The organism is Janthinobacterium sp. TB1-E2, from assembly GCF_036885605.1.
Taxonomy (GTDB): Bacteria; Pseudomonadota; Gammaproteobacteria; order Burkholderiales; family Burkholderiaceae_D; genus Janthinobacterium; species Janthinobacterium aestuarii.
Genome location: NZ_CP142523.1, coordinates 6,174,540 through 6,197,862, shown reverse-complemented (window position 1 = coordinate 6,197,862; position 23,323 = coordinate 6,174,540). Strand labels below are relative to the sequence as shown.

21 protein-coding genes are annotated in these 23,323 nt (G+C 62.8%); 10 read left to right on the top strand and 11 right to left on the bottom strand.

Features of this window, described 5'->3' with window-relative positions; translation table 11 throughout:
- Positions 1-3: 3 nt before the first annotated feature.
- The 6 genes from OPV09_RS27905 to purB form a co-directional block, all read right to left on the bottom strand.
- Positions 4-2,157 carry a S46 family peptidase gene (locus tag OPV09_RS27905; RefSeq protein WP_034745584.1) on the bottom strand — a complete coding sequence of 718 codons (2,154 nt, stop codon included), beginning with the start codon at positions 2,155-2,157 and terminating at the stop codon, positions 4-6.
- A gap of 305 nt (positions 2,158-2,462) precedes the next feature.
- Positions 2,463-2,732: a GlsB/YeaQ/YmgE family stress response membrane protein gene (locus OPV09_RS27900; RefSeq protein WP_034745587.1), complete on the bottom strand. Its 270-nt coding sequence runs from the start codon at positions 2,730-2,732 to the stop codon at positions 2,463-2,465.
- 166 nt (positions 2,733-2,898) lie between these two features.
- Positions 2,899-3,474: a YceI family protein gene (locus OPV09_RS27895; RefSeq protein WP_034747598.1), complete on the bottom strand. Its 576-nt coding sequence runs from the start codon at positions 3,472-3,474 to the stop codon at positions 2,899-2,901.
- 138 nt (positions 3,475-3,612) lie between these two features.
- The gene (locus tag OPV09_RS27890; protein ID WP_338680030.1) at positions 3,613-4,167 is read right to left on the bottom strand and encodes a YceI family protein; all 555 of its coding nucleotides are present in this window, start codon (positions 4,165-4,167) and stop codon (positions 3,613-3,615) included.
- A 46-nt stretch (positions 4,168-4,213) separates the two neighbouring features.
- Positions 4,214-4,738 carry a cytochrome b gene (locus OPV09_RS27885; RefSeq protein ID WP_046684510.1) on the bottom strand — a complete coding sequence of 175 codons (525 nt, stop codon included), beginning with the start codon at positions 4,736-4,738 and terminating at the stop codon, positions 4,214-4,216.
- Between the two features lie 185 nt (positions 4,739-4,923).
- Positions 4,924-6,303 carry an adenylosuccinate lyase gene (gene purB / locus OPV09_RS27880; RefSeq protein WP_034745594.1) on the bottom strand — a complete coding sequence of 460 codons (1,380 nt, stop codon included), beginning with the start codon at positions 6,301-6,303 and terminating at the stop codon, positions 4,924-4,926.
- A gap of 277 nt (positions 6,304-6,580) precedes the next feature.
- Between purB and OPV09_RS27875 the strand changes: the two genes are divergently transcribed.
- From OPV09_RS27875 to OPV09_RS27855, 5 genes are all read left to right on the top strand, one after another.
- Positions 6,581-7,195 carry a glutathione S-transferase N-terminal domain-containing protein gene (locus OPV09_RS27875; protein WP_128141672.1) on the top strand — a complete coding sequence of 205 codons (615 nt, stop codon included), beginning with the start codon at positions 6,581-6,583 and terminating at the stop codon, positions 7,193-7,195.
- 7 nt (positions 7,196-7,202) lie between these two features.
- Complete coding sequence (locus OPV09_RS27870; protein ID WP_070302852.1) at positions 7,203-8,231, top strand: LacI family DNA-binding transcriptional regulator; 1,029 nt, start codon at positions 7,203-7,205, stop codon at positions 8,229-8,231.
- A 310-nt stretch (positions 8,232-8,541) separates the two neighbouring features.
- Positions 8,542-10,836, top strand: coding sequence for a TonB-dependent receptor (locus OPV09_RS27865; protein ID WP_338680027.1), 2,295 nt, complete (start codon positions 8,542-8,544; stop codon positions 10,834-10,836).
- A 15-nt stretch (positions 10,837-10,851) separates the two neighbouring features.
- The gene (locus OPV09_RS27860) at positions 10,852-12,714 is read left to right on the top strand and encodes an alpha-amylase family glycosyl hydrolase (RefSeq protein WP_338680026.1); all 1,863 of its coding nucleotides are present in this window, start codon (positions 10,852-10,854) and stop codon (positions 12,712-12,714) included.
- Complete coding sequence (locus tag OPV09_RS27855; RefSeq protein WP_331777299.1) at positions 12,711-14,039, top strand: MFS transporter; 1,329 nt, start codon at positions 12,711-12,713, stop codon at positions 14,037-14,039. The genes OPV09_RS27860 and OPV09_RS27855 overlap by 4 nt, the downstream gene beginning before the upstream one ends.
- Positions 14,040-14,095: 56 nt before the next feature.
- Here the strand turns inward: OPV09_RS27855 and bfr are convergent, their stop codons facing one another.
- The gene (gene bfr / locus OPV09_RS27850; protein WP_034745609.1) at positions 14,096-14,572 is read right to left on the bottom strand and encodes a bacterioferritin; all 477 of its coding nucleotides are present in this window, start codon (positions 14,570-14,572) and stop codon (positions 14,096-14,098) included.
- Positions 14,573-14,993: 421 nt separating this feature from the next.
- On the opposite strand from bfr, the gene OPV09_RS27845 reads away from it, so the two are divergent.
- On the top strand, positions 14,994-15,674 hold the full coding sequence (locus OPV09_RS27845) for a Fe2+-dependent dioxygenase (protein ID WP_046684505.1): 681 nt from the start codon (positions 14,994-14,996) through the stop codon (positions 15,672-15,674).
- Positions 15,675-15,893: 219 nt separating this feature from the next.
- On the opposite strand, the gene OPV09_RS27840 is transcribed toward OPV09_RS27845, so the two are convergent.
- Positions 15,894-16,595, bottom strand: a complete 702-nt coding sequence (locus OPV09_RS27840) for an energy transducer TonB (protein ID WP_051990857.1) — start codon at positions 16,593-16,595, stop codon at positions 15,894-15,896.
- Positions 16,596-16,611: 16 nt separating this feature from the next.
- Positions 16,612-16,827 carry a (2Fe-2S)-binding protein gene (locus OPV09_RS27835; RefSeq protein ID WP_034745611.1) on the bottom strand — a complete coding sequence of 72 codons (216 nt, stop codon included), beginning with the start codon at positions 16,825-16,827 and terminating at the stop codon, positions 16,612-16,614.
- A gap of 413 nt (positions 16,828-17,240) precedes the next feature.
- Between OPV09_RS27835 and OPV09_RS27830 the strand changes: the two genes are divergently transcribed.
- The 4 genes from OPV09_RS27830 to OPV09_RS27815 all read left to right on the top strand — a co-directional run bounded on the left by OPV09_RS27830 (position 17,241) and on the right by OPV09_RS27815 (position 19,949).
- Positions 17,241-17,525: a FeoA family protein gene (locus OPV09_RS27830; RefSeq protein WP_034745614.1), complete on the top strand. Its 285-nt coding sequence runs from the start codon at positions 17,241-17,243 to the stop codon at positions 17,523-17,525.
- 2 nt (positions 17,526-17,527) lie between these two features.
- Complete coding sequence (gene feoB, locus OPV09_RS27825) at positions 17,528-19,429, top strand: ferrous iron transporter B (protein ID WP_338680021.1); 1,902 nt, start codon at positions 17,528-17,530, stop codon at positions 19,427-19,429.
- Between the two features lie 9 nt (positions 19,430-19,438).
- A complete protein-coding gene (locus OPV09_RS27820) occupies positions 19,439-19,717 on the top strand; it encodes a hypothetical protein (RefSeq protein ID WP_338680020.1) in 279 nt (92 codons plus the stop codon).
- Positions 19,718-19,787: 70 nt separating this feature from the next.
- The gene (locus tag OPV09_RS27815; protein WP_338680018.1) at positions 19,788-19,949 is read left to right on the top strand and encodes a hypothetical protein; all 162 of its coding nucleotides are present in this window, start codon (positions 19,788-19,790) and stop codon (positions 19,947-19,949) included.
- A gap of 49 nt (positions 19,950-19,998) precedes the next feature.
- Here the strand turns inward: OPV09_RS27815 and nagZ are convergent, their stop codons facing one another.
- Together nagZ and OPV09_RS27805 are read right to left on the bottom strand one after the other, a co-directional pair.
- Positions 19,999-21,540 (bottom strand): beta-N-acetylhexosaminidase, encoded by a 1,542-nt coding sequence (gene nagZ / locus OPV09_RS27810; protein ID WP_338680017.1) that lies wholly within the window; start codon positions 21,538-21,540, stop codon positions 19,999-20,001.
- A gap of 170 nt (positions 21,541-21,710) precedes the next feature.
- Positions 21,711-23,321, bottom strand: a complete 1,611-nt coding sequence (locus OPV09_RS27805) for an FMN-binding glutamate synthase family protein (RefSeq protein ID WP_338680015.1) — start codon at positions 23,319-23,321, stop codon at positions 21,711-21,713.
- Positions 23,322-23,323 lie beyond the last annotated feature (2 nt).

The window sequence follows — 23,323 nt, the reverse complement described above, 5'->3', positions numbered from 1 at the left end:
TTGTTATTCAGCGCCCATTTCTTTCAGCAGGTTGTCTGCGTGGTCGATGTGTTTCATGTTCCACAGCATGTAGCGCAGGTCGACCTGGATCGAACGGGTGTTGGCCTTGTTGTAGTCCCAATCGGAGATGATCGAGTCCAGGGTGCCGTCGAAGGCCAGGCCGATGAATTCGCCTTTGGCGTTCAGCGCAGCCGAACCGGAGTTGCCGCCGGTGATGTCCAGGGTCGCCAGGTAGTCGACCGGTACGGTTTTCAGCTTCGGATCGACGAATTTACCGAAGTCCTTGGCTTTGATCGCGGCCAGTTGGTTTGCCGGTGCATTGAACTCGCCCTGGCCCGTGGCTTTGGCGGCGACGCCATTGACGGTGGTGAAGGCAGACCAGGTGGTGCCGTCGGCGCCATGGTCGCGGCCGGCTACTTTGCCGAACGTCACGCGCAGGGTGCTGTTGGCGTCAGGATAGACGGCTTGGCCCTTGCTCTTCATGAAGGCGATTTTTGCTTTCATGTAGTTGGCGTACGCTTGCTGGATCTTGCCTGCCAGTTCTTCATCTTCCGCTTCGTTTTTCAGCGAATCCGGGTACATGGCGACGGCTGCCTGGATGAAGCTGTCCTTGCTGGCCTGAAATTCAGCTGGCGTGCGTTTCAGCCATGCTGCGCGCTCGGCCTTGTCGGCCAGCTTGCTGCCGGCATACAGTTTGTCCAGGGCGGCGGACAGGTCGGCTGGCGACATGCCGTCCTTGATGCCGATGGCGGCGTCGAAGCTGGCGCGGCGTTGTGCTGCCGGCTGCGCGGCGTACTTGGTCAGGCTGTTCAGTACCAGCGCCTTGTCGACTTTTTCATCGTAGGTGCGCTCGACCGAGGTGATGCCCGCTTCCAGGCGTGGCAAGTCGCGCGTCTGGTAGCCGGACTTGCGTTCCGTATCGGCCTTGGTGCCTTCGTTCGACAGGCGGTACAGGCTGCGAGCCGTGTTCAGCAGGCGTGGCTGTGCGTAGCTGAGGAAGAAATCGCGCTTGGTGTCGGCATCGCGCTCGGCGATCAGCTTTTCCACTTGCTCGATGTCGCCGGCAAATTCGGCCTTGCGTGCTGGCGTGGCGTTGACCCAGGTCTTCAGGGCTTCGTGTTCCGCCGTCTTGCGCGCCAGGAAGTCGCTGCCGGCGTACGAGTCCAGCATGCCTTGGCGGTTCTTGTAGTAATTGTTCACGCCGGCAACTTGACCCGCGTATTTCAGGGCAACATCCTTGTTGTCCTTGGTTTCGCGCGCGATGATGGCCAGGGTTTCGCCCGACGCTTTCACGAAGGCCGGGTAGTTCCAGTCAAACGTGTACGCCACTTCCGATGGCAGACGATGACGGTTGGTGCGGCCAGGATAGCCCAGGACCATGACGAAATCGCCTTCTTTCAAGCCATCCTTGGCCAGTTTCAGCACGTGTTTTGGCTGGTACGGCACGTTGTCCTTGCTGAAGTCGGCAGCCTTGCCGTCCTTGCTGACGTAGGCGCGGTAGAAACCGTAGTCGCCCGTGTGGCGTGGCCACATCCAGTTGTCGGTGTCGCCGCCGAATTTACCGACGCCCGCTGGAGGCGCGTGCACGAGGCGCACGTCGCGGATTTCCAGTTGCTTGATCAGGTAGAACTCCAGGCCGCCGTAGTAGGCGGACACGGTGCAGCGGAAACCCGCTTCTTTTTCGCATTCGGCGACCAGTTTCTTCTGGTTTTTCTCGATCGCGTCGATGCGTGCCTTGCCTTGCAGCTTGGCCACGTCGGCGGTGATGATCTTGTCGCTGACATTCGTCACGGCCGAGGTGACGAAGATGCGGCTGCCTGGGGACGCTGGCAATTCTTCAGCGAAAGTCTTGGCCAGGAAACCGTTGGCCAGCAAATCGCGCTCTTTGGTCGAATTGACCGCCACGCTGTTGTAGACGCAATGGTGGTTGGTGGCAACCAGGCCTTGCGGCGAGACGAACGACGCCGAGCAGCCGCCCAGGCTGACGATGGCGCCCATCGGGAATTCGGTCAGTTTGGTCAGGTTGGTCGGATCAAGTTTCAGTCCGGCCGCTTTCAGTTCCTTGGCTACTTGTGGCAGCTGTTGGGGCATCCACATGCCTTCGTCGGCGTGTGCGAAGTTGCTCAGGATGGCGAGCGCGATGAGAGATTTTTTCATTCGAGTTCTGTTCTTTTACATTGTAGGGAAGTCGGAATCAGCGGAGTACCCGCTGATTGTGCAGCGGGCGACATAGAGTATCCGTATCGAACTCGCACTAGTCAATCACATTTTCCGGGCAGCATGCTCGTATGTGCTTGCTTGAATGACATTATTTTGAGTGGCGCAGGGGCGGGAACCGGCTGCCAGCGCGCATTTTTCCGTGCGGCGGCTGTGGTATTTGTACATACGTGTCCTGGCGGCAATGAAAAATGGCCGGGCGCTTGCGCGGCCCGGCCATGTGTTGCTGCGCTCTTTTTGACTGCTTAGCGTATTTTGCCGCGGCGCAAAAGATTCACGATGCCCAGCAGGATCACGGCGCCCAGGAACGAGACCAGCAACGAAGCCAGGCTGAAATTGTCGCTATTGATGGTGCCCGTGCCGAACAGCGGGGCCAGCAGCCAGCCGCCCAGGAAGGCGCCGACGATGCCGACGATGATATTGAGGAAGATGCCCTGTTGCGCATTGGTTTTCATGACCATGCTGGCCAGCCAGCCAATGACGCCGCCAATAACGATCCAGATAATGAAATTCATGTAGTCCTCCGCGCGATGGATAAGTAGGTGTGCCATGTCAGAACAACATCATGCCAATGGATAGTGATGCCGCACGATAGAAAAGTCCAGCGGATTCGCATGGCGCATGCAAAAGCCCGCCTGGCTGCGGGCAGCGAGGCGGGCTTGTCATGCGGCAAGGCCGTGTTTAATCGGCCTTGATCGCTTCTACCTGGATGGCCAGCTTGACCTCCGGCGAGAACGCCGGCATGCCGTAGTTCAGGCCAAAGTCGCTGCGCTTGAATTCCGCCGTGGCGTCGGCGCCGCACACTTCACGCTTGTAGCGCGGGTGCATGATGCACTTGAACTTGCTCACGTTCAGCTTGACGGGCTTGGTCACGCCCAGCAGGGTCAGTTCGCCATCGACTTCCACCAGCTGATCGCCGTTGAACTTGAGCGATTTGCTCTTGTAGGTGATTTCAGGGAATTTCTCGACGTTGAACATGTCCGCTTTTTTCGCGTGCGTATTCATGGCGTCAAGGCCGAAGTCGATCGAATCGGCATCAATGACGAGGTCCAGGCTGCCTGTCTTGGCGGCGCGGTCCAGGGTGACCGTGCCCTTGGTCTTGTTGAACTTGCCGCGCCACACGGACATGCCCATGTGATCGGCTTCAAAGCTGGGGAAGGTATGCGTCGGGTCGAGGTTGTAGGTGTCGGTAGCGGCCATGGCCGAACCCGCGCCGGCGGCTGCCAGCACGGCGATCATCAAGTGCGAAAATTTCATGCAGATCCTATAGTTGAACAGGTTTTGGGGTTGTTTTTGGTAACGCCTGAAAAACGTTCAGGGCAAGGCACCTTGCCGAAGGCAGTACGAATGTACGACGAGGCAAGAGCAACGCAGCCATGGACGTTTTCTCAGGTGTTATTGAGCGGCAACGTGGAATTTGATGGTAACTTCATCCGCGACCATGCTCGTGTCTTTCCACTCGCCTTCGCCGATGTTGTAGGTCAGGCGCTTGATCGGCAGGGCGCCGTCGAACGCGTATTTGCCGCCGTCGGCTTTGAACGCCAGGGGGAAGGTCACGTCGCTGGTCTTGCCTTTGATGCTCAGCTTGCCCGTCACCGTCAGCTTGCCAGCGCCGGCCGCCTTGATGCTGCTCGAGACAAAGGTGGCTTTCGGGAACTGGGCCGAGTTGAACCATTCTTTCTTGGCCACTTCCTTGTTGTACTCGGGGTCGCCGATATCGATGCTGGCCGTCTCGATTTCCACCGACGCCTTCGAGGCGTCCGGCGCGGCCGGGTTGTAATCGATGGCGATATTGAATTTCTTGAACTTCGCTTCCACGGGCACGTTCATTTGCTTGAACACGGCCGACACGCTGGTCTTGGCGGGATCGACTTTCAGCAAGGTGGCGGCGGTGGCGGCCACGGACAGGCCCAGCAGGGAAGCGAGGACGATGCGTTGGGTGGTTTTCATCTTGTTTTTTTCCTGTAGTTTTTCAGTGAGCAAGGGGAAGTCGGTGCTACGGCAGCATGCGCTTGAGCACGCCATCGCGGTCGATGAACTGGTGCTTCAGCGCGGCCAGCACATGGGCGGCCACGGCGGCGGCCATCGTCATGTTCAGAACATAATGAATTTCTTTTAAAAGCGGCTTAAGTTCCGGGTTCGGCGCCATGATGACCGGCAGCTGGAACAGGCCCAGGTAGACCACGGGCACGCCGGCGGCCAAGGTGTACAGGTAGCCGGAGACGGGCACGGCGAAGATCAGGATATACAGCAGCACGTGCATCGCGTCGGCCGCCTTCTTTTGCCAGGCAACCATGCTGGCCGGGTGCGGCGGCGGCACATTGGCCTTGCGCCACAGCAGGCGGATGGCGGCGATGGCCAGCACGGTCACGCCCAGCCATTTGTGCCAGGAGAAATATTTGAGCTTGGTGGGCGTCAGGCCGGGAATATCGACCATGACCAGGCCCATGACGAATGCGCTGATGATCAGCAGGGCGGTCAGCCAGTGCAGGATGATGGCGGTGGTGGTGTAGCGTTGCATCGATGGCTTTCTTGAAAGTAGTACGTATTAGGACTAATTCGGCCTAATATACCAAAGAAAAGCAAATTGCGCTGCGTGCCGGAGATTCTACAAGAAAGATTGCCGGAAAGACCGCGGGGCGGGCAGCATTTGTGTGCTGGCCGCCCCGCGGGAGTGGGATAGCAAGATCCCCATGTGGAAACTGCTTAGATGGCTTTGGCCAATTGCGCGGCGATGCCGATGTAGTTGCCCGGCGTCATGGTCAGCAGCACATCCTTGGCATCTTGCGGAATGGCCAGGCCATTGACGAAGGTTTGCAGCGCTTCTTTCGAGATGCCCTTGCCGCGCGTCAGCTCTTTCAGCTGCTCGTACGGGTTTTCGATGCCATAGCGGCGCATCACGGTTTGTACGGGCTCGGCCAGCACTTCCCACGTCGCGTCCAAGTCTTGCGCCAGGCGCGCGTGGTTCACTTCCAGCTTGTTCAGGCCGCGCAGGCAGCTGTCATACGCGAGCAGCGTGTAGCCCAGGCCCACGCCGATATTGCGCAGCACGGTCGAATCGGTCAGGTCGCGCTGCATGCGCGAGACGGGCAGTTTTTCCGACAGGTGTTTCAAGACGGCGTTGGCCAGGCCCAGGTTGCCTTCCGAGTTTTCGAAGTCGATCGGGTTGACCTTGTGCGGCATGGTCGACGAACCGATTTCGCCCGCTTTCAGTTTCTGCTTGAAGTAGCCCAGCGAGACATACGTCCAGATGTCGCGGTTCAGGTCCAGCAGGATCGTGTTGGCGCGCGCGAAGGCGTCGAACAGTTCGGCCATGTAGTCGTGCGGTTCGATCTGGATGGTGTACGGATTGAAAACCAGGCCCAGGCGCTGTTCGATGACGGCCTGCGAGAATGCCGGCCAGTCGAAGCCGGGGTAGGCCGACAGGTGGGCGTTGTAGTTGCCGACGGCGCCATTCATCTTGCCGAGGATTTCCACTTGCTCGATGCGTTTCACGGCGCGCTGCAAGCGGGCCACGACGTTGGCAAATTCCTTGCCCAGGGTGGTCGGGCTGGCCGTCTGGCCGTGCGTGCGCGACAGCATCGGCACGTCGGCGTTGTCGTGCGCGATCTGCGTCAGCTTGGCCACCAGGCCGTTCAGTGCCGGCAGCATCACGCCATCGCGCGCGGCTTTGAGCATCATGCCGTGCGAGGTGTTGTTGATGTCTTCCGAGGTGCAGGCGAAATGGATGAATTCCGACGCCGCCACCAGTTCCGGCACGTCCGCCACTTGTTCCTTCAGCCAGTATTCGACAGCCTTGACGTCATGGTTGGTCACCGCTTCGATGGCCTTGATGCGGGCCGCGTCGGCTTCCGAGAAATCGGCCGCCATCTTGTCGAGCAGGGCGCTCGCTTCTGCCGAGAACGGCTTGATTTCAGCGAAACCGGCTTGCGACAGCGCTTGCAGCCAGGAGATTTCCACTTTCACGCGGTGGTGCATGAAACCGGCTTCGGACAGGATCGGGCGCAGCAGATCGGTCTTGCTGGCGTAGCGGCCATCGAGCGGAGACAGGGCCGACAGCGTGGAATACGGAGTAGTAGAAGTCATGAGAGCGGACGCAAGTTAAAGAAACGGTTGGCGTGTGGCGCGCGGGGAGGGCGGGGCTATTGCAATACAGCAACACTGACGGCGCCACAGTAAAGGGCGATTTTACCACCGCTGGCCGCTGGCCAGCCGTCCGTCGGCTGCGGATGGCCCCCATGTTGGCCGAATCCGGCCCCGATGCGGCGCGCCTGCCACACACTGGAGGCCGCCGGGCGCGTGCTGCCAAACACCGCTGCCGCCGATGCTATACTGCTAGCTGCTCCTTTACCTTAAAGTACCTATGAAACTGATCGGTTCCCTCGCCAGCCCGTATGTCCGCAAAGCCCGTATCGTGCTGGCGGAAAAAAAGCTCGACTATGTCTTCGAGCTGGAAAACGTGTGGGCGCCGGAAACCCGCATCGCCCAGGCCAATCCCCTGGGCAAGGTACCCTGCCTGGTGATGGAGGATGGCAGCACGCTGATCGATTCGAAAGTCATCGTCGAATACCTCGACACGCTCACGCCCGTCTGTAAACTGCTGCCGGCCGGCGGCAATGGCCGTGAGCGGGCCGATATCAAGAACTGGGAAGCGCTGGCTGACGGCATCCTCGACGCGGGCGTGCTGGTGCGCCTGGAGCGCACGCAGCGCCCGCCCGAGCAGCAAAGCGCGGCCTGGATCGCGCGCCAGCTGGAAAAAGTCACCCTGGGCCTGGCGGCGCTGGAAGCACGTCTGGGCGAGAGCGCGTATTGCGCCGGCAAGAACTACACCTTGGCCGACGTGGCCGTGGGCTGCGCCCTGGGCTGGCTCAGCTTCCGCTTCCCGGAAATCGACTGGCGCGCGGAGCATCCGGCGCTGGCGCGCCTGTTCGACAAACTGTCCGAGCGCCCATCGTTCAAGGACACCGCGCCGCAGTGAGCGCACGATGACCGGCAACGATTCGAAGGCGCAGCAACGCCTGCAGATGGCCGATATCGCGCGTCTGGCCGGCGTGTCCACGTCGACCGTGTCGCGTGCGCTGAGCGGCAGTTCGCTGGTCAATGAAGAGACGCGCGCGCGCGTCATCGCGCTGGCCCGTTCGCTCAAATACTCCATCAATATCGGCGCGCAAAACCTGCGCCTGAAACAGAACCGCACGGTGGGCGTGGTGGTGCCGTATGACGCGGCCACGCGCCAGCACCTGTCCGATCCTTTCTTTCTCAGCATGCTGGGCAGTCTGGCCGATGCGCTGACGGAACAGGGCTTCGACATGCTCATTTCGCGCGTGGATGCGGAAACGCTCGATGCGGCCGCCCTGTCCTTCGACAGCGGCCGCGTGATCGGCATCATCCTGATCGGCCAGTGGCGCCACCATGAACAACTGAACCAGCTGGCCGCGCGCCAGGTGCCCATCGTCGTGTGGGGCGCGCAATTGCCGCAGCAACTGTATTGCACCGTGGGCGGCGATAACGTCGCCGGCGGCAGGCTGGCCACGGAGCACTTGCTGGCGGCCGGGCGCCGGCGCATCGCCTTCTTTGGCGACGCCAAGCTGCCCGAAGTGGCGCAGCGCCACGCCGGTTATGTGCAGGCGCTGGCCGCGCAAGGACTGGCGCCGGACCCGCAACTGTACGTGGCCGGCTCCTTCCTGCCGCAGGGCGGGGCGACGGACGTGCAGGAACTGCTGGACCGCCAGCTGCCGTTCGACGCCATCTTTGCCTGCAGCGACTTGCTGGCCATGAGCGCCATCAACGCCCTGCGCGCGCGCGGCGTGGCCGTGCCGGAACAGGTGGCCGTGGTCGGCTACGACGATATCGAACTGGCCGCGTATTTCCATCCGCCGCTGACCACCGTGCGCCAGCCGATCCGCGCCGCCGGACGCGCGCTGGTGGCTTCGCTGCTGGCGCTGGTCGATGGCGCGCCTGCGCCATCGCAGCAATTGCCAACCGAGCTGATCGTACGCGCCTCGGGCCGTTGAAATGCATTGGCAAGGCATTGCAACCGATTGCAATCATTTCAAATTTATCCGTGAATTTTCATGCTGCACAGCAGCATGAAAAAGCCTGGCATCACGTCGATCCCCGCCTGTTTCCCTCTATATTGCCCGTAATATTCCCTTAAAAACAACAACATTTTCATGTTGCAGTGCTCGATTGCAATCGATTGCAATAAATTCTTATTCGTTCAATAATGACGTACCGGCTCAGCCAGCGCGCCACGGCATGCGGCGGCCAGTACCCATAACAAGCGGATACCTCGATGTATCGGCATACAACACTGGAGACAAGATGAACGCACGTACTGCACAACGCGGCTGCATGGCCGCCGCCGTCGCCCTGGCCATGCTGCAACTGGGCGCGGCCCACGCGCAATCGGCCGCCGACACCGCCAGCGCCGCTCCCGCCGATGGTCTGAACCTGGAACGCATCGTCGTCACGGGTACCACCGGCGGCACGTCCAAAATGAAATCGAGCAATTCCGTCAGCAGCATGGAGCTCGACACCATCCTGCACAACGCACCGACCAGCGCGGCCGAAGTCCTGCGCTCGGTGCCGGGTTTGCGCGCCGAATCCTCGGGCGGCGAAGGCAATGCCAACATCACCGTGCGCGGCCTGCCCATTTCCGCTGGCGGCGCGCGCTATGTGCAGATCCAGGAAGACGGCTTGCCCGTGCTGCAGTTCGGCGACTTCAACTTCACCACGCCCGACAGCTTCGTCAAGATCGATTCCACGCTCGACCACCTGGAAGTGGTGCGCGGCGGCTCGGCCTCCACCCTGGCCACCAACTCGCCGGGCGGCATCATCAATTTCATCAGCAAGAACGGCAAGGAGAAGGGCGGCAGCGTGGCCCTCAGCCGCGGCCTGGGCTACGACCAGACGCGTGTCGATTTTGATTACGGCGCGCCGGTTTCGGAGCGCACGCGCTTCTTCATCGGCGGCTCCTGGCGCACGGGCGAAGGCATCCGTCACAGTGGCGTCAACAGCGAAAAGGGTGGCCAGATCCGCGGCAATGTCACGCATGAATTCGACAGCGGCTTCGTGCGCCTGTCGTTCAAGCATCTCGACGACCAGTCGCCCACGGCCCTGCCCGTGCCCGTCAGCGTGCGCAATGGCCGCATCGGGGAAATCGCCGGCATCGACCCGCGCAAGGCCAGTTTCTATTCGCCGTACTGGGTGCCCGACACGGTGCTGAACAAGGATAACCAGCGCGTGGCCACCCGCGTCAACGACGGCCTGCACGTCAAGAGCGATACCGTGGGGCTGGAAGCCTCGTTCGAGCTGGGGCAGGGCTGGAGCGTGAGCGAAAACTTCCGCTATGCCGACAATTCGGGGCGCTTCATCGGCGTGTTCCCGTCGAATAATGGCAGCGACGGCAGCTATGTGTTTGCCAGCGGCCCGAACCAGGGCAAGCCCTACACGGGCCGCGCGTTTTCCGCCGTGGTGTTCAACACCTCGATTGACGACGCCAGCAATACCCTGAGCGACACCAAGCTGGCCAAGACGTTTGTGCTCGACAGCGGCAAGCTGACCACCACGGCCGGCCTGTATTTATCGCAGCAAAAGCTGGGCCTGACCTGGAACTTCAATGAATACCTGATGCAGGCCACGGGCGACCGGCCGGCGCTGCTGCAGACGGCCAGCGGCACGCCAGGCTATATCGGCCCGGCCTTCGGCGCCTGCTGCTCGCGCGCCGTCGACATGGAATACCGCACGACGTCGCCCTACCTGAACCTGGCCTGGGAAAGCGGCGCGCTGAATCTCGACGGCGGCCTGCGGCGCGACCGTCAGCATGCGAGCGGCACGGCCAACCAGGCCACCGGCGCGCAAGTCTATCTGCCGTCGACGGTGCAGCAGGTCGACTACACCCTGGGCCACACCTCGTACTCGCTGGGCGCGAACTACAAGCTGCAAGCGAACCTGGCCGTGTTTGCCCGCGTCAGCGAAGGCGTGGCCTTCAATGCCGACCGCATCCTGTTCGGCACACCGCTCGATGGCAGCGTGCCCGTGGCGATCAACACCGTGCGCCAGCTCGAAGGCGGCGTGAAATGGCGGCGTGGCCCGCTGAGCACCTTCGTCACGCTGTTCCAGGCCAAGACGAAAGAAAGCAATTACGAAGCGACCACCCAGCTGCGCACGGCCAACAGTTATGAAGCGAAGGGCGTGGAGCTGGAAGCGGCCTACAGCGCCGGCGACTTCCGCATCAATGGCGGCCTGACGTTCACGGATGCCGAGATCACGGGCACGGCGGCGGCCGACGTGGCGCTGATCGGCAATACGCCGCGGCGCCAGGCGCGTGTCGTCTACCAGATCGCGCCCACCTATGAATGGGGGCAGGCTACCTTGGGCGCGAGCCTGGTCGGCACGGGCAAGTCGTGGGGCGATGATGCGCACACGATCACCTTGCCCGCCTACCAGGTGCTCAATGCCTTCGTCAATTACCAGCTCACGCCGCAATTGCAGGTAGCGCTGACGGCGAACAATCTGCTCGACAAGATCGGCTACACGGAAGTCGAGGGCGACGGCCATGCGGCTCGCTCGATCACGGGGCGCGCCGTCAAGGTCAGCCTGAAATACGCATTTTAAGCAAGGATAGGATTCATGATGTCGATACGCAGCCCCCTGGCGCGCCTGCTGGCGCCGCTCCCCACGCACTTGCGCGACGATGCGGCGCGCCGCTATGCGCGCCAGGAGGCGGTCTTGCTCGACCGTCTGGGCAGCCTGTATGGCCAGCGGCCGGACTTCCTGCCCTGGCTGGGCGACCTGATGGAAAGCGTGGGGCGGCTGTACGCGGCGCGCGCGCCCGAGCTGCTGTGGCAGGATGCGCAGCGCGAAGCGCAGCCGGACTGGTTTGCCAGCCAGTCCATGCTCGGTTACAGCGCGTATGTGCAGCGTTTCGGCGGCAGCTTGCAGGGCGTGGCGGCGCGCATTGCCCACCTGCGCGAACTGGGCGTGACGTATCTGCATCTGCTGCCGTTCCTGCGTCCGCGCGCCGGCGAAAGCGATGGCGGCTTTGCCGTCGCCAGCTTCGAGGAAGTCGATCCCGCGCTGGGCAGCAATGCCGACTTGCTGGCGTTGACGGCGCAGCTGCGCGCGGCCGGTATCAGCCTGTGCTCGGACCTGATCCTCAACCACGTGGCCGACGACCATGCGTGGGCGCTGGGCGCCAAGGCCGGCGATCCGCTGCTGCGCGATTTTTTCCACACCTATCCCGACCGCGTGCAGCCGGACCGCTACGAGCGCACCGTGGGGCAGGTCTTCCCGCAGGCGGCGCCCGGCAATTTCACGTTCGTGCCGGAACTCGAGCGCTGGGTCTGGACGACGTTTTATCCGTATCAATGGGATTTGAACTACGCCAATCCGGCCGTCTTCGCGGCCATGGCCGGCGCCATGCTGGGCCTGGCCAACAAGGGCATCGAGGTGTTCCGCCTCGATTCGACGGCCTTCCTGTGGAAGCGCGAAGGTAGCGATTGCATGAACCAGCCCGAAGCCCACAGCCTGCTGCAGGCGTTGCGGGTGATCGCCGCCATCGTCGCGCCGGGCGTGCTGCTCAAGGCCGAAGCCATCGTGCCCACGCCCAAGCTGCCCGCCTACTTTGGCAGCGATGCGGCGCCTGAATGCCATATCGCCTATCACAGCAGCTTGATGGCCGCCGGCTGGGGCGCGCTGGCCGAGGAAAGTACGGACTTGCTGCAGCAGGTGATCGCCGCCACGCCGCCGCTGCCGCCGGCCGCGAGCTGGCTCAGTTATGTGCGCTGCCATGACGACATCGGCTGGAACGTGCTGCTCAATGAAGCGGGCGCGAACGGGCCGGTGCGCCTGGCGCGCATCGCGCGGTTCTTTGCCGGCGCGCCCGGCAGCTATGCGCGCGGCGCCGCCTTCCAGAGCAGCAGCGCGGACAAGGCGCATGGCAGCAACGGCATGGCCGCCTCGCTGGCCGGCCTGGAAAGCGCCGCCACGGTGCAGGAGCAGGAATACGCGTTGCGGCGGCTGCTGCTGCTGCATGGCCTGGCCTTGAGCTTTGGCGCCTTGCCCGTGCTGTACATGGGCGATGAACTGGGCATGACCAACGATCACAGCTACACGCAGCGGGCCGACCGGGCGATGGACAGCCGCTGGCTGCAGCGTCCCGCGTTCGACGACAGCCTGCTCGCATGGCGCCACGATGGTGTGAGCGCCAGTGGCCGGCTGTACCTGGCGTTGCGCCAGCTGGTCGACGTGCGCAGGCGCTTGCCGGCCCTTGCCGCCGCCGCGCCACGCAGCGTGCTGCCCGCCGATACGCCGGCCGTGCTGGCGCTGCTGCGCGGCGACGCGTTTCTCAACCTGAGCAACTTCAGCGGCGCCAGCCAGCGTTTCACTCTGCCCGCAGGCGAATGGCGCAACAGCCTCGATGGCAGCGTGCTGTCCGGCACGGTGGGCTTGCAGCCCTGGCATATGCTGTGGTTGGAAAGGGAACCAGCATGAGCGACGCCAGCGCGCACCGTCCGCACCTGTCGTTCTGGCAGATCGTCAACATGAATGTCGGCTTTTTCGGCATCCAGTTCAGCTTTGGGCTGCAGCAAAGCAGCATGAGTCCCATCTACAAATACCTGGGCGCCGACGAGGCGAGCCTGCCCTACCTGTGGCTGGCCGGTCCCATGACGGGCCTGCTCGTGCAGCCATTGATCGGCGCCATGAGCGACCGCACGGTGACGCGCTGGGGCCGCCGCACGCCGTACTTCCTGATCGGCGCCATCCTGTGCAGCCTGGGCCTGCTGGCCATGCCGTTCAGCCCCACTCTGTGGATGGCCGCCAGCCTGCTGTGGATACTCGACGCGGCCAACAATGTGACGATGGAGCCCTACCGCGCCTTTGTCAGCGACAAGCTCGACAAGAAGCAGCACTCGCTGGGTTTTCTCACGCAAAGCGCGTTTACGGGACTGGGACAGACACTGGCTTACCTGACGCCGTCGTTGCTCGTCATGCTGGGCATGAACAAGGATGCCGTCAATGGCAGCCATATCCCGCACATCGTCATCGCCGCCTTCATGATCGGCGCCGTGTTCTCGCTCGCCTCGGTGTTGTGGACCTTGAAGACGACGCCGGAAAACCCGCTCACGGCGGCCGAGCTGGCGGCCATCCGCAGCCGCCCGCCGGGCTGGCGCCACACGCTGGCCGATATCGGCGCGGCCCTGCGCGATATGCCGCCGACGATGAAGCAGCTGGCCCTCGTCAACCTGTTCCAGTGGTACGCCCTGTTCTGCTACTGGCAGTACATCGCGCTGTCGCTGTCGGCCACGCTGTTTCACACGACGGACCCCGCGTCGCAAGGTTTTCGTGACGCAGGCCTGCTGAACGGGCAGGTGGGCGCCTTCTACAATTTCGTCGCCTTTGTCGCCGCCTTCGCGCTGGTGCCGTTCACGCGCCGCTTCGGCCCCAAGCGCATGCACAGCGTGTGCCTGTGCGCGGCCGGCGTGGGCATGCTGGGCATCCCGCTGATCCACAGCCCGGCGCTGCTGTTGCTGCCGATGCTGGGCGTGGGCCTGGCCTGGGCCAGCATCATGGGCAATCCCTACATCATGCTGGCCGGCTGCATCCCGCCCGAACGCACGGGTGTCTACATGGGCATTTTCAATATGTTCATCGTCATCCCGATGATCATCCAGATCTTCACCTTGCCGCTGTATTACCGCAGCTGGCTGGGAGGCAATCCGGAGAACGTCATCCGGCTGGCCGGCGCCCTGTTGCTGTGCGCGGCGGTGGCCGTGCTGTTCGTCAAGCTGCGTCCGCCGCAGACCGGCAAGGCTTGACGGCAGGCGAAAAAAAACCGGCGCTGCCGGTTTTTTTTATCTGCCTCGAAGAACAATTATTCTTCAATCGCCATCTGGCTTTGCAGGTAGTTCTGAATGCCGACCTTGGCGATCAGGTCGATCTGCGTTTCCAGCCAGTCGATATGCTCTTCCGTGTCTTCCAGGATCATCAGGAACAGGTCGCGCGAGACGTAATCGCCCGCTTTTTCGCTGATGGCGATGCCTTCCTTGACGGTGGCGTGCGCGGCGCGTTCCAGCTTCAAATCGCATTCAAGCATTTCCGGCGTGTTCTCGCCGATCAGCAGCTTGTGCAGCGCTTGCAGGTTAGGCAGACCGTCGAGCATCAGGATGCGGTCGATCAGCTTGTCGGCGTGTTTCATTTCGCCGATCGATTCTTCGTATTCCTTCTTGCCCAGCTTTTCCAGGCCCCAGTGCTTGTACATGCGCGCATGCAGGAAGTACTGGTTGATGGCCGACAGTTCGTTGGTGAGCTGTGCGTTGAGCATGCGGATGACTTCTTTATCGCCCTTCATGGGATTTCCTTTGTTCTGTGTCGTGTTCGATGATGAAACCGCAGGCTGCTGGCGTTCACTGCCGGGTGGCGTTGGCTGCCTGGTGGCGCGCAGGTTGCCGGTTTCGCTATGCCCGCATGATAGCGCAAAATGCCGGCGATTTCCGGTGCTAAACGGCATTTTTCCGTCTTTTTAACGTAAATATCGTGCGAATAAAACCCATTCTCAAGTGGATTGCCCACTTGCGCCGTTTTTTATTTGTTAAGGAAAATGAAGGCCATTCTCATTCGCGTTTCCAGCGCTGTTTTGCCGCCGCTGGCGCGCGTGCATGGCCGTGCTGAAAAGGCGCGAAATGTTCGTCCGTTCTTGCTTTTGTGCCTTCTTGGCCGACGCCGGCGATGCGATAATCGGGCAGCGATATTTACTGAAAAAGGATAGCAAGATGATGCTGCATATACCCGGCGTGCTGACGCCGGAACAGGTGACGCAGTTTCGCCAGCGCCTGGCGCAGACGGACTGGGTCGACGGACGCGCCAGCGTCGGAGCGCAAGGCGCGCAAGTCAAGCGCAACCGCCAGCTGGCCGAAGGTTCGCCGCTGGCGCTGGAACTGGGCGAGATCGTCAGCCGCGCGCTGATGGCCAATCCGCTGTTCTTTGCGGCCGTGCTGCCGCTGCGCATCCTGCCGCCATTCTTCAACAGCTATGCGGGCGGCGAGCACTATGGCTTGCACATCGATGGCGCCATCCGCACGCCGAAAAACGGCATGCAATCGATGCGCGCCGACGTCTCGTCGACCGTATTCCTGAGCGAGCCGGATGAATACGAAGGCGGCGAGCTGGTGGTGGTCGATTCCTACGGCACGCATGAAGTGAAACTGCCGGCCGGCGACGTGATCGTGTATCCGTCGAGTAGCGTGCATCAGGTGCTGCCCGTCACCAGCGGCGAGCGTATCTGCTCCTTCCTGTGGACGCAAAGCATGGTGCGCGAAGACTGGAAACGCAGCATGCTGTTCGAGCTCGATCAGAATATCCAGAGCGTGCGCGCGGAGCATGGCGATTCACCGGCGACGGTGGGACTGACGGGGCATTATCATAATTTGCTCAGGATGTGGGCGGAGATGTAAGGCTGGGGTCAGACCCCCGGGGACGTTGGCGCTGAACTGGGCGTTGGCGGTGTTGAGGGTCTGACCCCATAGCAGGCAAAAAAAAGTCTGCCTGGCCCGGGGATGTAGGCTGGCAGACTGAAACAAGCAAATCGCTTGACGAAAACGGGCGCAAAAAAGCAAGCAGGGCACAGGGTGCGGTGCTTGCGGGCTGGCAGCGGCCCAAGGGCCGCCGGAAGGCTAGCTCAGTTGGAAGGTCAGCGGTACTAAAACGTAGACGGGTACGGGCTTGCCGTTTTCGATCATCGGCTTGAACAGCGCGCGCTGGGCGGCCTGACGGCCCGCTTCATCGAGGTTGTTGTAGCCGGTCGATTTCTGGATCAGGATTTGCTCGGGCAAGCCTTTTTCATTGATCAGGATGCGCAGCACGACGGTGCCGCTTTCGCCCAGGCGGCGCGACAGATTCGGGTAGATCAGTTGCGGCGCCTTGATGTATTCGACGCTGCTGACGGTGCGCGGTGTCGAAGGTGCCGGTGGCGTCGGCGATGGTGCCGCTGGCGCTGTTGGTGCGGCGGTGGCGACAGGCGCCGCTTCGGCGCGCGTCGGCTGCGGCGGCGTGATCGTCGGTTCGCTTGGCGCCACGGCGATCAGCGGCAGCGGCGGGATCACGGCGCGCGGCACGGGCGCGCTCAGTTCCACGGTTTTCGGCACGGACGGTGCCGGTGGTTTCGGCGGCGCCGGCGGGGCGATGATGCTGATGGTCGTGATGGTCGGCATGGCCGCCGTGACGACGCGACTCAAGAGCCCGCTCTGGATGGCGTAAAAGCCGGCGATATGCAGGACGACGATGGCCATCAGCGGCGCGAATTTGTTGCGCTTCTTGTCGAAGTCGGCAAATTGCTGCACGGCCTGCACCGTTACGGGCGGGGGCATCATCGTCATGGCATTCATCGCTTTCTTAGTTTGTCAGTACAGCTCGCATCAATACGGTTTCTTGCAGCGCCACGGTGGCGTTCAGATGATCGTTCAGCACTTCCCGTGCGCAGGTGTGGCATTTGCCGCAGCAGGTGGCCACGCCCAGGTCGCGGCGCAGTTCGGCCATGCTGGACAGGCCAAGATCGACGGCTTGACGGATTTCACGATCAGATATGTTGTTGCAGACACATACAATCATTGATGCACCTTCTGGCTGGAGGATGAACAGACACTAGTGCTTGGAAGCATTGTTGCTAGTGTTTTAATGAGAATCATTATCATTACGTTTCATTGTCGCGCAAAGTGCGGGACAATGCAAGCGATTTTGATCAAGTGTGCGGCAGTTGGCGGCCTGGCGCGGCGCATCGATATGCCATTTTTTCGGATGGTGCAGCCCTTGATGGGGGCGGCTCTCCGGGCTAAATAAAAACTATTCGCATTCATGTTTATAATGCTGGTATTGTCTCGGACGGTCGCCGTCCGGACAGTTTGAAAGGCCGCTTGTCGGTAATGCGCAACAGTTGCGTTTTACCTCACAACACCCACGTCAAACACGATGCGCCACGCGCAGCAGTCTGTCCCCGGTGTTCTTAATTTGAACGGAATTTGCTCATGACTCTAGTTCCACCCATGATGACGCTCGACGCGCTGGCAGTCGGCCAGAGCGGCACGGTGTTGCATATCACGCCCCACACGGCAGGACAGACGGAGGACGGCGTCGACCTCGTCCGCCGCCTGATGGAGCTGGGATTCGTTCCCGGCGAACGCATCCGCATGCTCAAGCGCGGCATTCCCGGCGGCGATCCGCTGGCCATCAAGGTGGGCAATGCCACGTTCGCGCTGCGCCGCTTCGAAGCGGCGCTGATTACGATTCAACCGCTGCTTCAACCGGAATGACCATGGGTGCTGTCGAAACAATCGTCGATGCGGGCGTGCACAAGCCGCCGCATCAGCCACAAATTGCCTTGCTGGGCAATCCGAACTGCGGCAAGACCGCCCTGTTCAACCGTTTGACGGGCGCGCGCCAGAAAGTGGCGAACTACGCCGGCGTCACCATCGAGCGCAAGGAAGGCCATTTCACGTCGCCCGCCGGCAAGCCCGTGCGCGTGCTCGACCTGCCGGGGGCCTACAGCCTGTCGGCCACCACGCCCGATGAAGCGATCACGCGCGACGTAGTGGGCGGCTTGCGGAAGGGCGACCCGCGCCCGGACGCCATCATCTGCGTCGTCGACGCCACCAATTTGCGCCTGAATTTGCGCCTGGTGCTGGAAGTCAAGCGCCTGGGCCTGCCCATGCTGCTGGCGCTGAACATGACGGACGTGGCGCGCAAGCGCGGCATGGTCATCGACACGGCCAGGCTGTCGCAGGAACTGGGCATGCCCGTGGTGGAAACCATCGCGGTGCAGCACGATGGCGAAAAAGCCCTGCTCGACGCCATCGACGCCATGCTGCCGCTGCCGGTGGTGGAAGCGAAACCGCTGGCGGCCATCGATGCCGTCAGCGTCGAAGAAACCCAGCGCGAAGTGCGCCGCATCCTGGCCGCCGTCAGCAACGACACGCGCGACAGCGGCAACCTGACGGAAAAGATCGACGACGTGGTGCTGCATCCCGTCTTCGGCCCCATCATCCTGGCCGTGCTGATGTTCCTGATCTTCCAGGCCGTGTTTGCCTGGGCGGCCACGCCGATGGAAATGATCACCGATGGCGTGGGCCATCTGGGCGCCGTGCTGACGGCGAACATGCCTGACGGCCACCTGAAAAGCTTGCTGGTGGAAGGCATCATCGGCGGCGTCGGCAGCGTGCTGGTTTTCCTGCCGCAGATCCTGATTTTGTTCTTCTTCATTCTGAGCCTGGAAGACTGCGGCTACCTGCCGCGCGCGGCCTTTTTGCTGGACCGCCTGATGGGCGGCGTGGGCCTGTCGGGCCGCGCCTTCATCCCGCTGCTGTCGAGCTTTGCCTGCGCCATTCCCGGCGTGATGGCGGCGCGCACCATCCAGAATCCGCGCGACCGCCTCGTCACCATCATGATCGCGCCGCTGATGACATGCTCGGCGCGCTTGCCCGTGTATGCGCTGATCATCGCCGCCTTCATTCCGGAACGCCAGGTGTGGGGCTATTTGAGCCTGCAAGGCCTGGTGCTGTTCGTCCTGTACTTTGCCGGCATCATCTCGGCCATGGCCGTGGCCTGGGTCATGAAGCGCAGCATGGGCGTGCGCGGCAACCAGCCGCTGCTGCTGGAACTGCCGGCCTACCACTGGCCGCATTTGCGCAACCTGGCCGTCAGCCTGTGGGAGCGCGCGAAGATCTTCCTCACGCGCGTCGGCACCATCATCCTGAGCCTGATGATCATCCTGTGGTTCCTCAGCACCTTCCCCGGCCCGCCGGACAACGCGATCCACCCGCCGATCTATTACAGCCTGGCCGGCATCCTGGGCCGCGGCCTGGAAGTGATCTTCGCGCCGATCGGTTTCAACTGGCAGATCTGCATCGCGCTGGTGCCGGGCATGGCGGCGCGTGAAGTGGCCGTCGGCGCCTTGGGCACCGTGTATGCGCTGTCGCAAACGGGCGACGCGCTTGCCACCACGCTCGAGCCGCTGATCGCCCATTCGTGGTCGATGGCCACGGCGCTGTCCCTGCTGGCCTGGTATGTATTTGCGCCGCAGTGCCTGTCGACCCTCTCCGTGGTGAAACGCGAGACGGGCGGCTGGCGCTATCCGCTGCTGATGGCCGGCTACATGTTCGCCCTGGCGTATGCCGCCTCGTTCATCACGTACCGCATCGCCCTGATGCTGGGCGCTTAGGAGAAAAGCATGTGGCAAACCCTCATCGTCGCCCTGATCGTCGCAGCCGCGCTGCTGCATTTTTCGACCAAGTACCTGCCGGCCGGCGTGCGCCGCGCCATCGTGCGTGGCCTCGTGCGCTGCGGCCTCGATGAGGCGAAGATGTCGACCTTCTTCAAGGTGGCGCCCGGTTGCGGCAGCGGCTGCGGTTCCTGCGGCTCCTGCGACAGCCCGCCGCCGCCGTCAGCCACGCCACCGGTCGACGGCAGCAGCAGCAAGCGCGTGATCCTGATGCAGGTGCAGCGCTAGGGTCAACGCCGGAGTAGCCACGGGCGCGCCCGTGGGCTACACTGAGCTTTCCGCATGGCAAGGAGTGGCAATGGCGATACTGTTGATCTTCATGTTTCTGTTTGCGGTCGCCACCTGGCGGCTCGCCAGCCGGCGCGGCCGCCACGGGGGACTCTGGTTCGGCATCGGCCTGTTCCTCGGTCCGTTTGCCTTGCTGGCGGTGGCGGCCCTGCCACCCGTTGCGTCAAGCTGAATGAAAAAAACCCGCGCATGCGGGTTTTTTTACGTCTGCAGCGCTGCGCTTACGCCTTGCCCGCCAGCTTGTCGACCACCGGCACCAGCGCGGCGGGGCGGCAGCCGAAGGCGGCCAGGCGGCCTTGCGCGTCGGGCGCCAGGTCCAGGTCATACGGCAAACGGCCCGCCACCAGCCACAGCTTGTCGTGCGGCAGGGCGTCCACCAGGCGGCGCTGGCCGTCGACGAACATGGCGTTATACGTTTGCAGCACGATCTGCCGCGCGCCTTGCGCAAAGGCGATGGCTGCATTGACCTCTTCTTCCAGCGCCTCGGCCGACAAGGCGTACTCGCGTACGTCCAGGCCCGCTTCGAGCAGCGCCGGCAGCATCGAGCTGCGCGCTTCCTTGTTGCGGCCCAGCGCCACTTCGTCGATTTCGCTGCGCGAGCGCACTTCCACCGTCAGCAGGGTCACGGGCAGGCTGGCGTCGAGCGGGCGGTAGTCGCCCTGCACGCGCAAGGCGGCCTTTTGCAGCAGCTGCGACAGGGCCATGGCGGCCGGCTGCATCAGCGCCGGCGGGGCGACAGGGCGTTCGCGCCAGTCGCGCACGGCGCGGTTGCGCTTGAGTTCCGCCACGCGCGCGCAAGCCGCGTCGATGCGGGCGATGGCAATGTCGCCGCGCTCCACGGCGGCGATGACGGCATCGATGGCGGCCGTCTGCTGCGCTTCGCGGTGCGAAATGAGGACGATGTCGGCGCCAGCCTGCAAGGTGGCGATGGCGCCCTGCGCGATGCCGATGCCGTCGGCAATCGCCGCCATCTCCAGGCAGTCGGTGATGACGACGCCCTGGTATTTCAACTCGCCGCGCAGCAGGTCCGTCAGCACGCCTTTCGACAGGGTGGCCGGCACACTGGTGTCGGCCTCGAAAGCGGGGAAGACCACGTGCGCCGTCATGATGGCATCGACGCCGCCGGCAATGGCCGCGCGGAACGGCGCCAGTTCCACGGCGCGCAGGCGTTCCTTGTCGTGCGGGACCAGGGCCATCGCGTAATGCGTGTCGGTGGCCGTGTCGCCGTGGCCGGGGAAGTGCTTGGCCGTGACGGCCACGCCGCTGGCGCGCTGGCCGCGCATGGCTGCCATGCCGTAGTCGATGACGGTGGCGGCATCCTCGCCATACGCGCGCACGCCGATGACGGGGTTGTTGCGGTTGTTGTTCACATCCAGCACGGGCGCGAGCAGCATATTGATGCCCACCTGGCGCATTTCATCGCCGCTGATCTGGTTCATGCGTTCGCAGTCGTCGATGGAGCCGGCCGCCTGGAAGGCCATCGCCGCGGGAATCGGCGTGACCCCCTGTTCGATGCGCATCACCATGCCGCCTTCCTGGTCGATGGAGATCAGCAGCGGCGTGTCGGACACTTCCGCGTTGATCTCCTGCAGTTCGCGGCACAGCGCCGACACTTGCGCGGGCGTGTGCACGTTGCGGCGGAACAGGATCACGCCGCCCACCTTCTTTTCGCGTATCAAGGTCTTGATATGCTCGTCCGCCTGCAGGGCGTCGAAGCCCACCATGAATAGCTGTCCTATTTTCTCGCGCAAACCCTGTTCCATGCTGCAACTCCTCCGGTATTCATTCTGATGACGACAAGTCCGTATTCTGGCCCCTGGTGACGCATCTGGACAATCACCGGAAAAGCTGCCTTTTTTTGGTATTGTATTGGATTCAGATATTTGCGCAAGTGGTTATTAAGTGGTATTGCTTCACTTGCGCAAAGGCCGTATCAATCGAGGCGCTGGAACGAAGCCGATTGCGCCTTCGGCCAGTACAGGCCGAACACGGGCGGCAGTTGCGGCAGCTGGCTCGGGTCGAGCAGCTGGCCCGCTTCCAGGAACGGCAGCAGGGCCGACGCCAGTTTCACCTGGTTCGGCGAAATGCGGCGCACCAGGTGGTGCGGACGCAATTCCTGCGGGTGCGCCAGGCCGGCGGCGGCGATCAGTTCGGCCAGCGCCTTCATGGTGTTCTGGTGGAAGTGCGCCACGCGGGCGATCTTGTCGGACACCACCAGCGCGCGCTGGCGCTGCGGGTCTTGCGTGGCCACGCCCGTGGGGCAGCGGTCCGTGTGGCAGCTTTGCGACTGGATGCAGCCCAGCGCGAACATGAAGCCGCGCGCCGAATTGCACCAGTCGGCGCCCAGCGCCAGCAAGCGGGCGATGTCGAAGGCCGTGATGATCTTGCCCGAGCAGCCGATCTTGACCTTCGCGCGCAGGTTGGCGCCCACGAGGGTGTTATGCACGAGTACCAGTGCTTCCTGCAGCGGCGTGCCCACATGGTCCGTGAATTCCAGGGGCGCGGCGCCCGTGCCCCCTTCGCTGCCGTCGACGACGATGAAGTCGGGCGTGATGCCCGTTTCCAGCATGGCTTTGACGATGGCGAAGAACTCCCACGGATGGCCGATGGCCAGCTTGAAGCCCGTCGGCTTGCCGCCGGAGAGCGTGCGCAGGCGGTCGATGAAGTGCAGCATTTCCAGCGGCGTGGAAAAGGCGCTGTGCGCGGCCGGCGAAACGCAATCCTCGCCCACCATCACGCCGCGCGTGGTGGCGATCTCGATCGTCACTTTCGGCCCGGGCAGCACGCCGCCGTGGCCCGGCTTGGCGCCCTGCGACATTTTCAGCTCGATCATTTTCACCTGCTCCGAGCTGGCGTTGGCGATGAAGCGTTCTTCCGAAAATGTACCGTCCTGATTGCGGCAGCCGAAGTAGCCGGAGCCGATTTCCCACACCAGGTCGCCGCCGTTTTCGCGGTGGTAGGGGCTGATGCTGCCTTCGCCCGTGTCGTGCATGAAGCCGCCGCTGCGCGCGCCGCCGTTCAGGGCCAGGATGGCGTTGGCCGACAGGGCGCCAAAGCTCATCGCCGAGATATTGAAGACGCTGGCCGAATACGGCTTTTCACGTCGGCAGTCCGGATGGTTGCCGATCTCGATGCGGAAATCGTGGCCCGTCACCTTGGCGGGCGCGATGGAATGGTTGATCCATTCATAGCCCGCTTCATACACGTCGAGCTGGGTGCCGAACGGACGCTTGTCCGTCTGTTCCTTGGCGCGCTGGTAGACGATACTGCGCTGGCTGCGCGAGAACGGCGTCGCTTCGCTGTCGCTTTCCAGGAAATACTGGCGGATTTCGGGGCGGATGCTCTCAAAAAAGAAGCGGAAATGCGCGAGGATGGGGTAATTGCGGCGCAGGGCGCGCTTCGTTTGCAGCAGGTCGCTGATGCCGACCAGGGTCAGCGCACCGGCCAGCACGGGCAGCCAGTAATGATCGTAGTAAAACAGGGACAGGACAAAGATGGCTGCCGTCGCAATGAAGGTCAGGTAGCGAAATGGTACTAGGTGCATGG

Excerpts from the sequence above, each read along its gene's own strand:
- OPV09_RS27845 (WP_046684505.1), top strand. The coding sequence starts at position 14,994 with ATGATGCTGCATATACCCGGCGTGCTGACGCCGGAACAGGTGACGCAG.
- OPV09_RS27895 (WP_034747598.1), bottom strand. The coding sequence starts at position 3,474 with ATGAAATTTTCGCACTTGATGATCGCCGTGCTGGCAGCCGCCGGCGCG.
- OPV09_RS27830 (WP_034745614.1), top strand. The coding sequence starts at position 17,241 with ATGACTCTAGTTCCACCCATGATGACGCTCGACGCGCTGGCAGTCGGC.
- OPV09_RS27900 (WP_034745587.1), bottom strand. The coding sequence starts at position 2,732 with ATGAATTTCATTATCTGGATCGTTATTGGCGGCGTCATTGGCTGGCTG.
- OPV09_RS27815 (WP_338680018.1), top strand. The coding sequence starts at position 19,788 with ATGGCGATACTGTTGATCTTCATGTTTCTGTTTGCGGTCGCCACCTGG.
- bfr (WP_034745609.1), bottom strand. The coding sequence starts at position 14,572 with ATGAAGGGCGATAAAGAAGTCATCCGCATGCTCAACGCACAGCTCACC.
- OPV09_RS27885 (WP_046684510.1), bottom strand. The coding sequence starts at position 4,738 with ATGCAACGCTACACCACCACCGCCATCATCCTGCACTGGCTGACCGCC.
- OPV09_RS27820 (WP_338680020.1), top strand. The coding sequence starts at position 19,439 with ATGTGGCAAACCCTCATCGTCGCCCTGATCGTCGCAGCCGCGCTGCTG.
- OPV09_RS27875 (WP_128141672.1), top strand. The coding sequence starts at position 6,581 with ATGAAACTGATCGGTTCCCTCGCCAGCCCGTATGTCCGCAAAGCCCGT.
- nagZ (WP_338680017.1), bottom strand. The coding sequence starts at position 21,540 with ATGGAACAGGGTTTGCGCGAGAAAATAGGACAGCTATTCATGGTGGGC.
- OPV09_RS27805 (WP_338680015.1), bottom strand. The coding sequence starts at position 23,321 with ATGCACCTAGTACCATTTCGCTACCTGACCTTCATTGCGACGGCAGCC.
- purB (WP_034745594.1), bottom strand. The coding sequence starts at position 6,303 with ATGACTTCTACTACTCCGTATTCCACGCTGTCGGCCCTGTCTCCGCTC.
- OPV09_RS27835 (WP_034745611.1), bottom strand. The coding sequence starts at position 16,827 with ATGATTGTATGTGTCTGCAACAACATATCTGATCGTGAAATCCGTCAA.
- OPV09_RS27865 (WP_338680027.1), top strand. The coding sequence starts at position 8,542 with ATGAACGCACGTACTGCACAACGCGGCTGCATGGCCGCCGCCGTCGCC.
- OPV09_RS27840 (WP_051990857.1), bottom strand. The coding sequence starts at position 16,595 with ATGACGATGATGCCCCCGCCCGTAACGGTGCAGGCCGTGCAGCAATTT.
- OPV09_RS27855 (WP_331777299.1), top strand. The coding sequence starts at position 12,711 with ATGAGCGACGCCAGCGCGCACCGTCCGCACCTGTCGTTCTGGCAGATC.
- OPV09_RS27870 (WP_070302852.1), top strand. The coding sequence starts at position 7,203 with ATGACCGGCAACGATTCGAAGGCGCAGCAACGCCTGCAGATGGCCGAT.
- OPV09_RS27905 (WP_034745584.1), bottom strand. The coding sequence starts at position 2,157 with ATGAAAAAATCTCTCATCGCGCTCGCCATCCTGAGCAACTTCGCACAC.
- OPV09_RS27860 (WP_338680026.1), top strand. The coding sequence starts at position 10,852 with ATGATGTCGATACGCAGCCCCCTGGCGCGCCTGCTGGCGCCGCTCCCC.
- feoB (WP_338680021.1), top strand. The coding sequence starts at position 17,528 with ATGGGTGCTGTCGAAACAATCGTCGATGCGGGCGTGCACAAGCCGCCG.
- OPV09_RS27890 (WP_338680030.1), bottom strand. The coding sequence starts at position 4,167 with ATGAAAACCACCCAACGCATCGTCCTCGCTTCCCTGCTGGGCCTGTCC.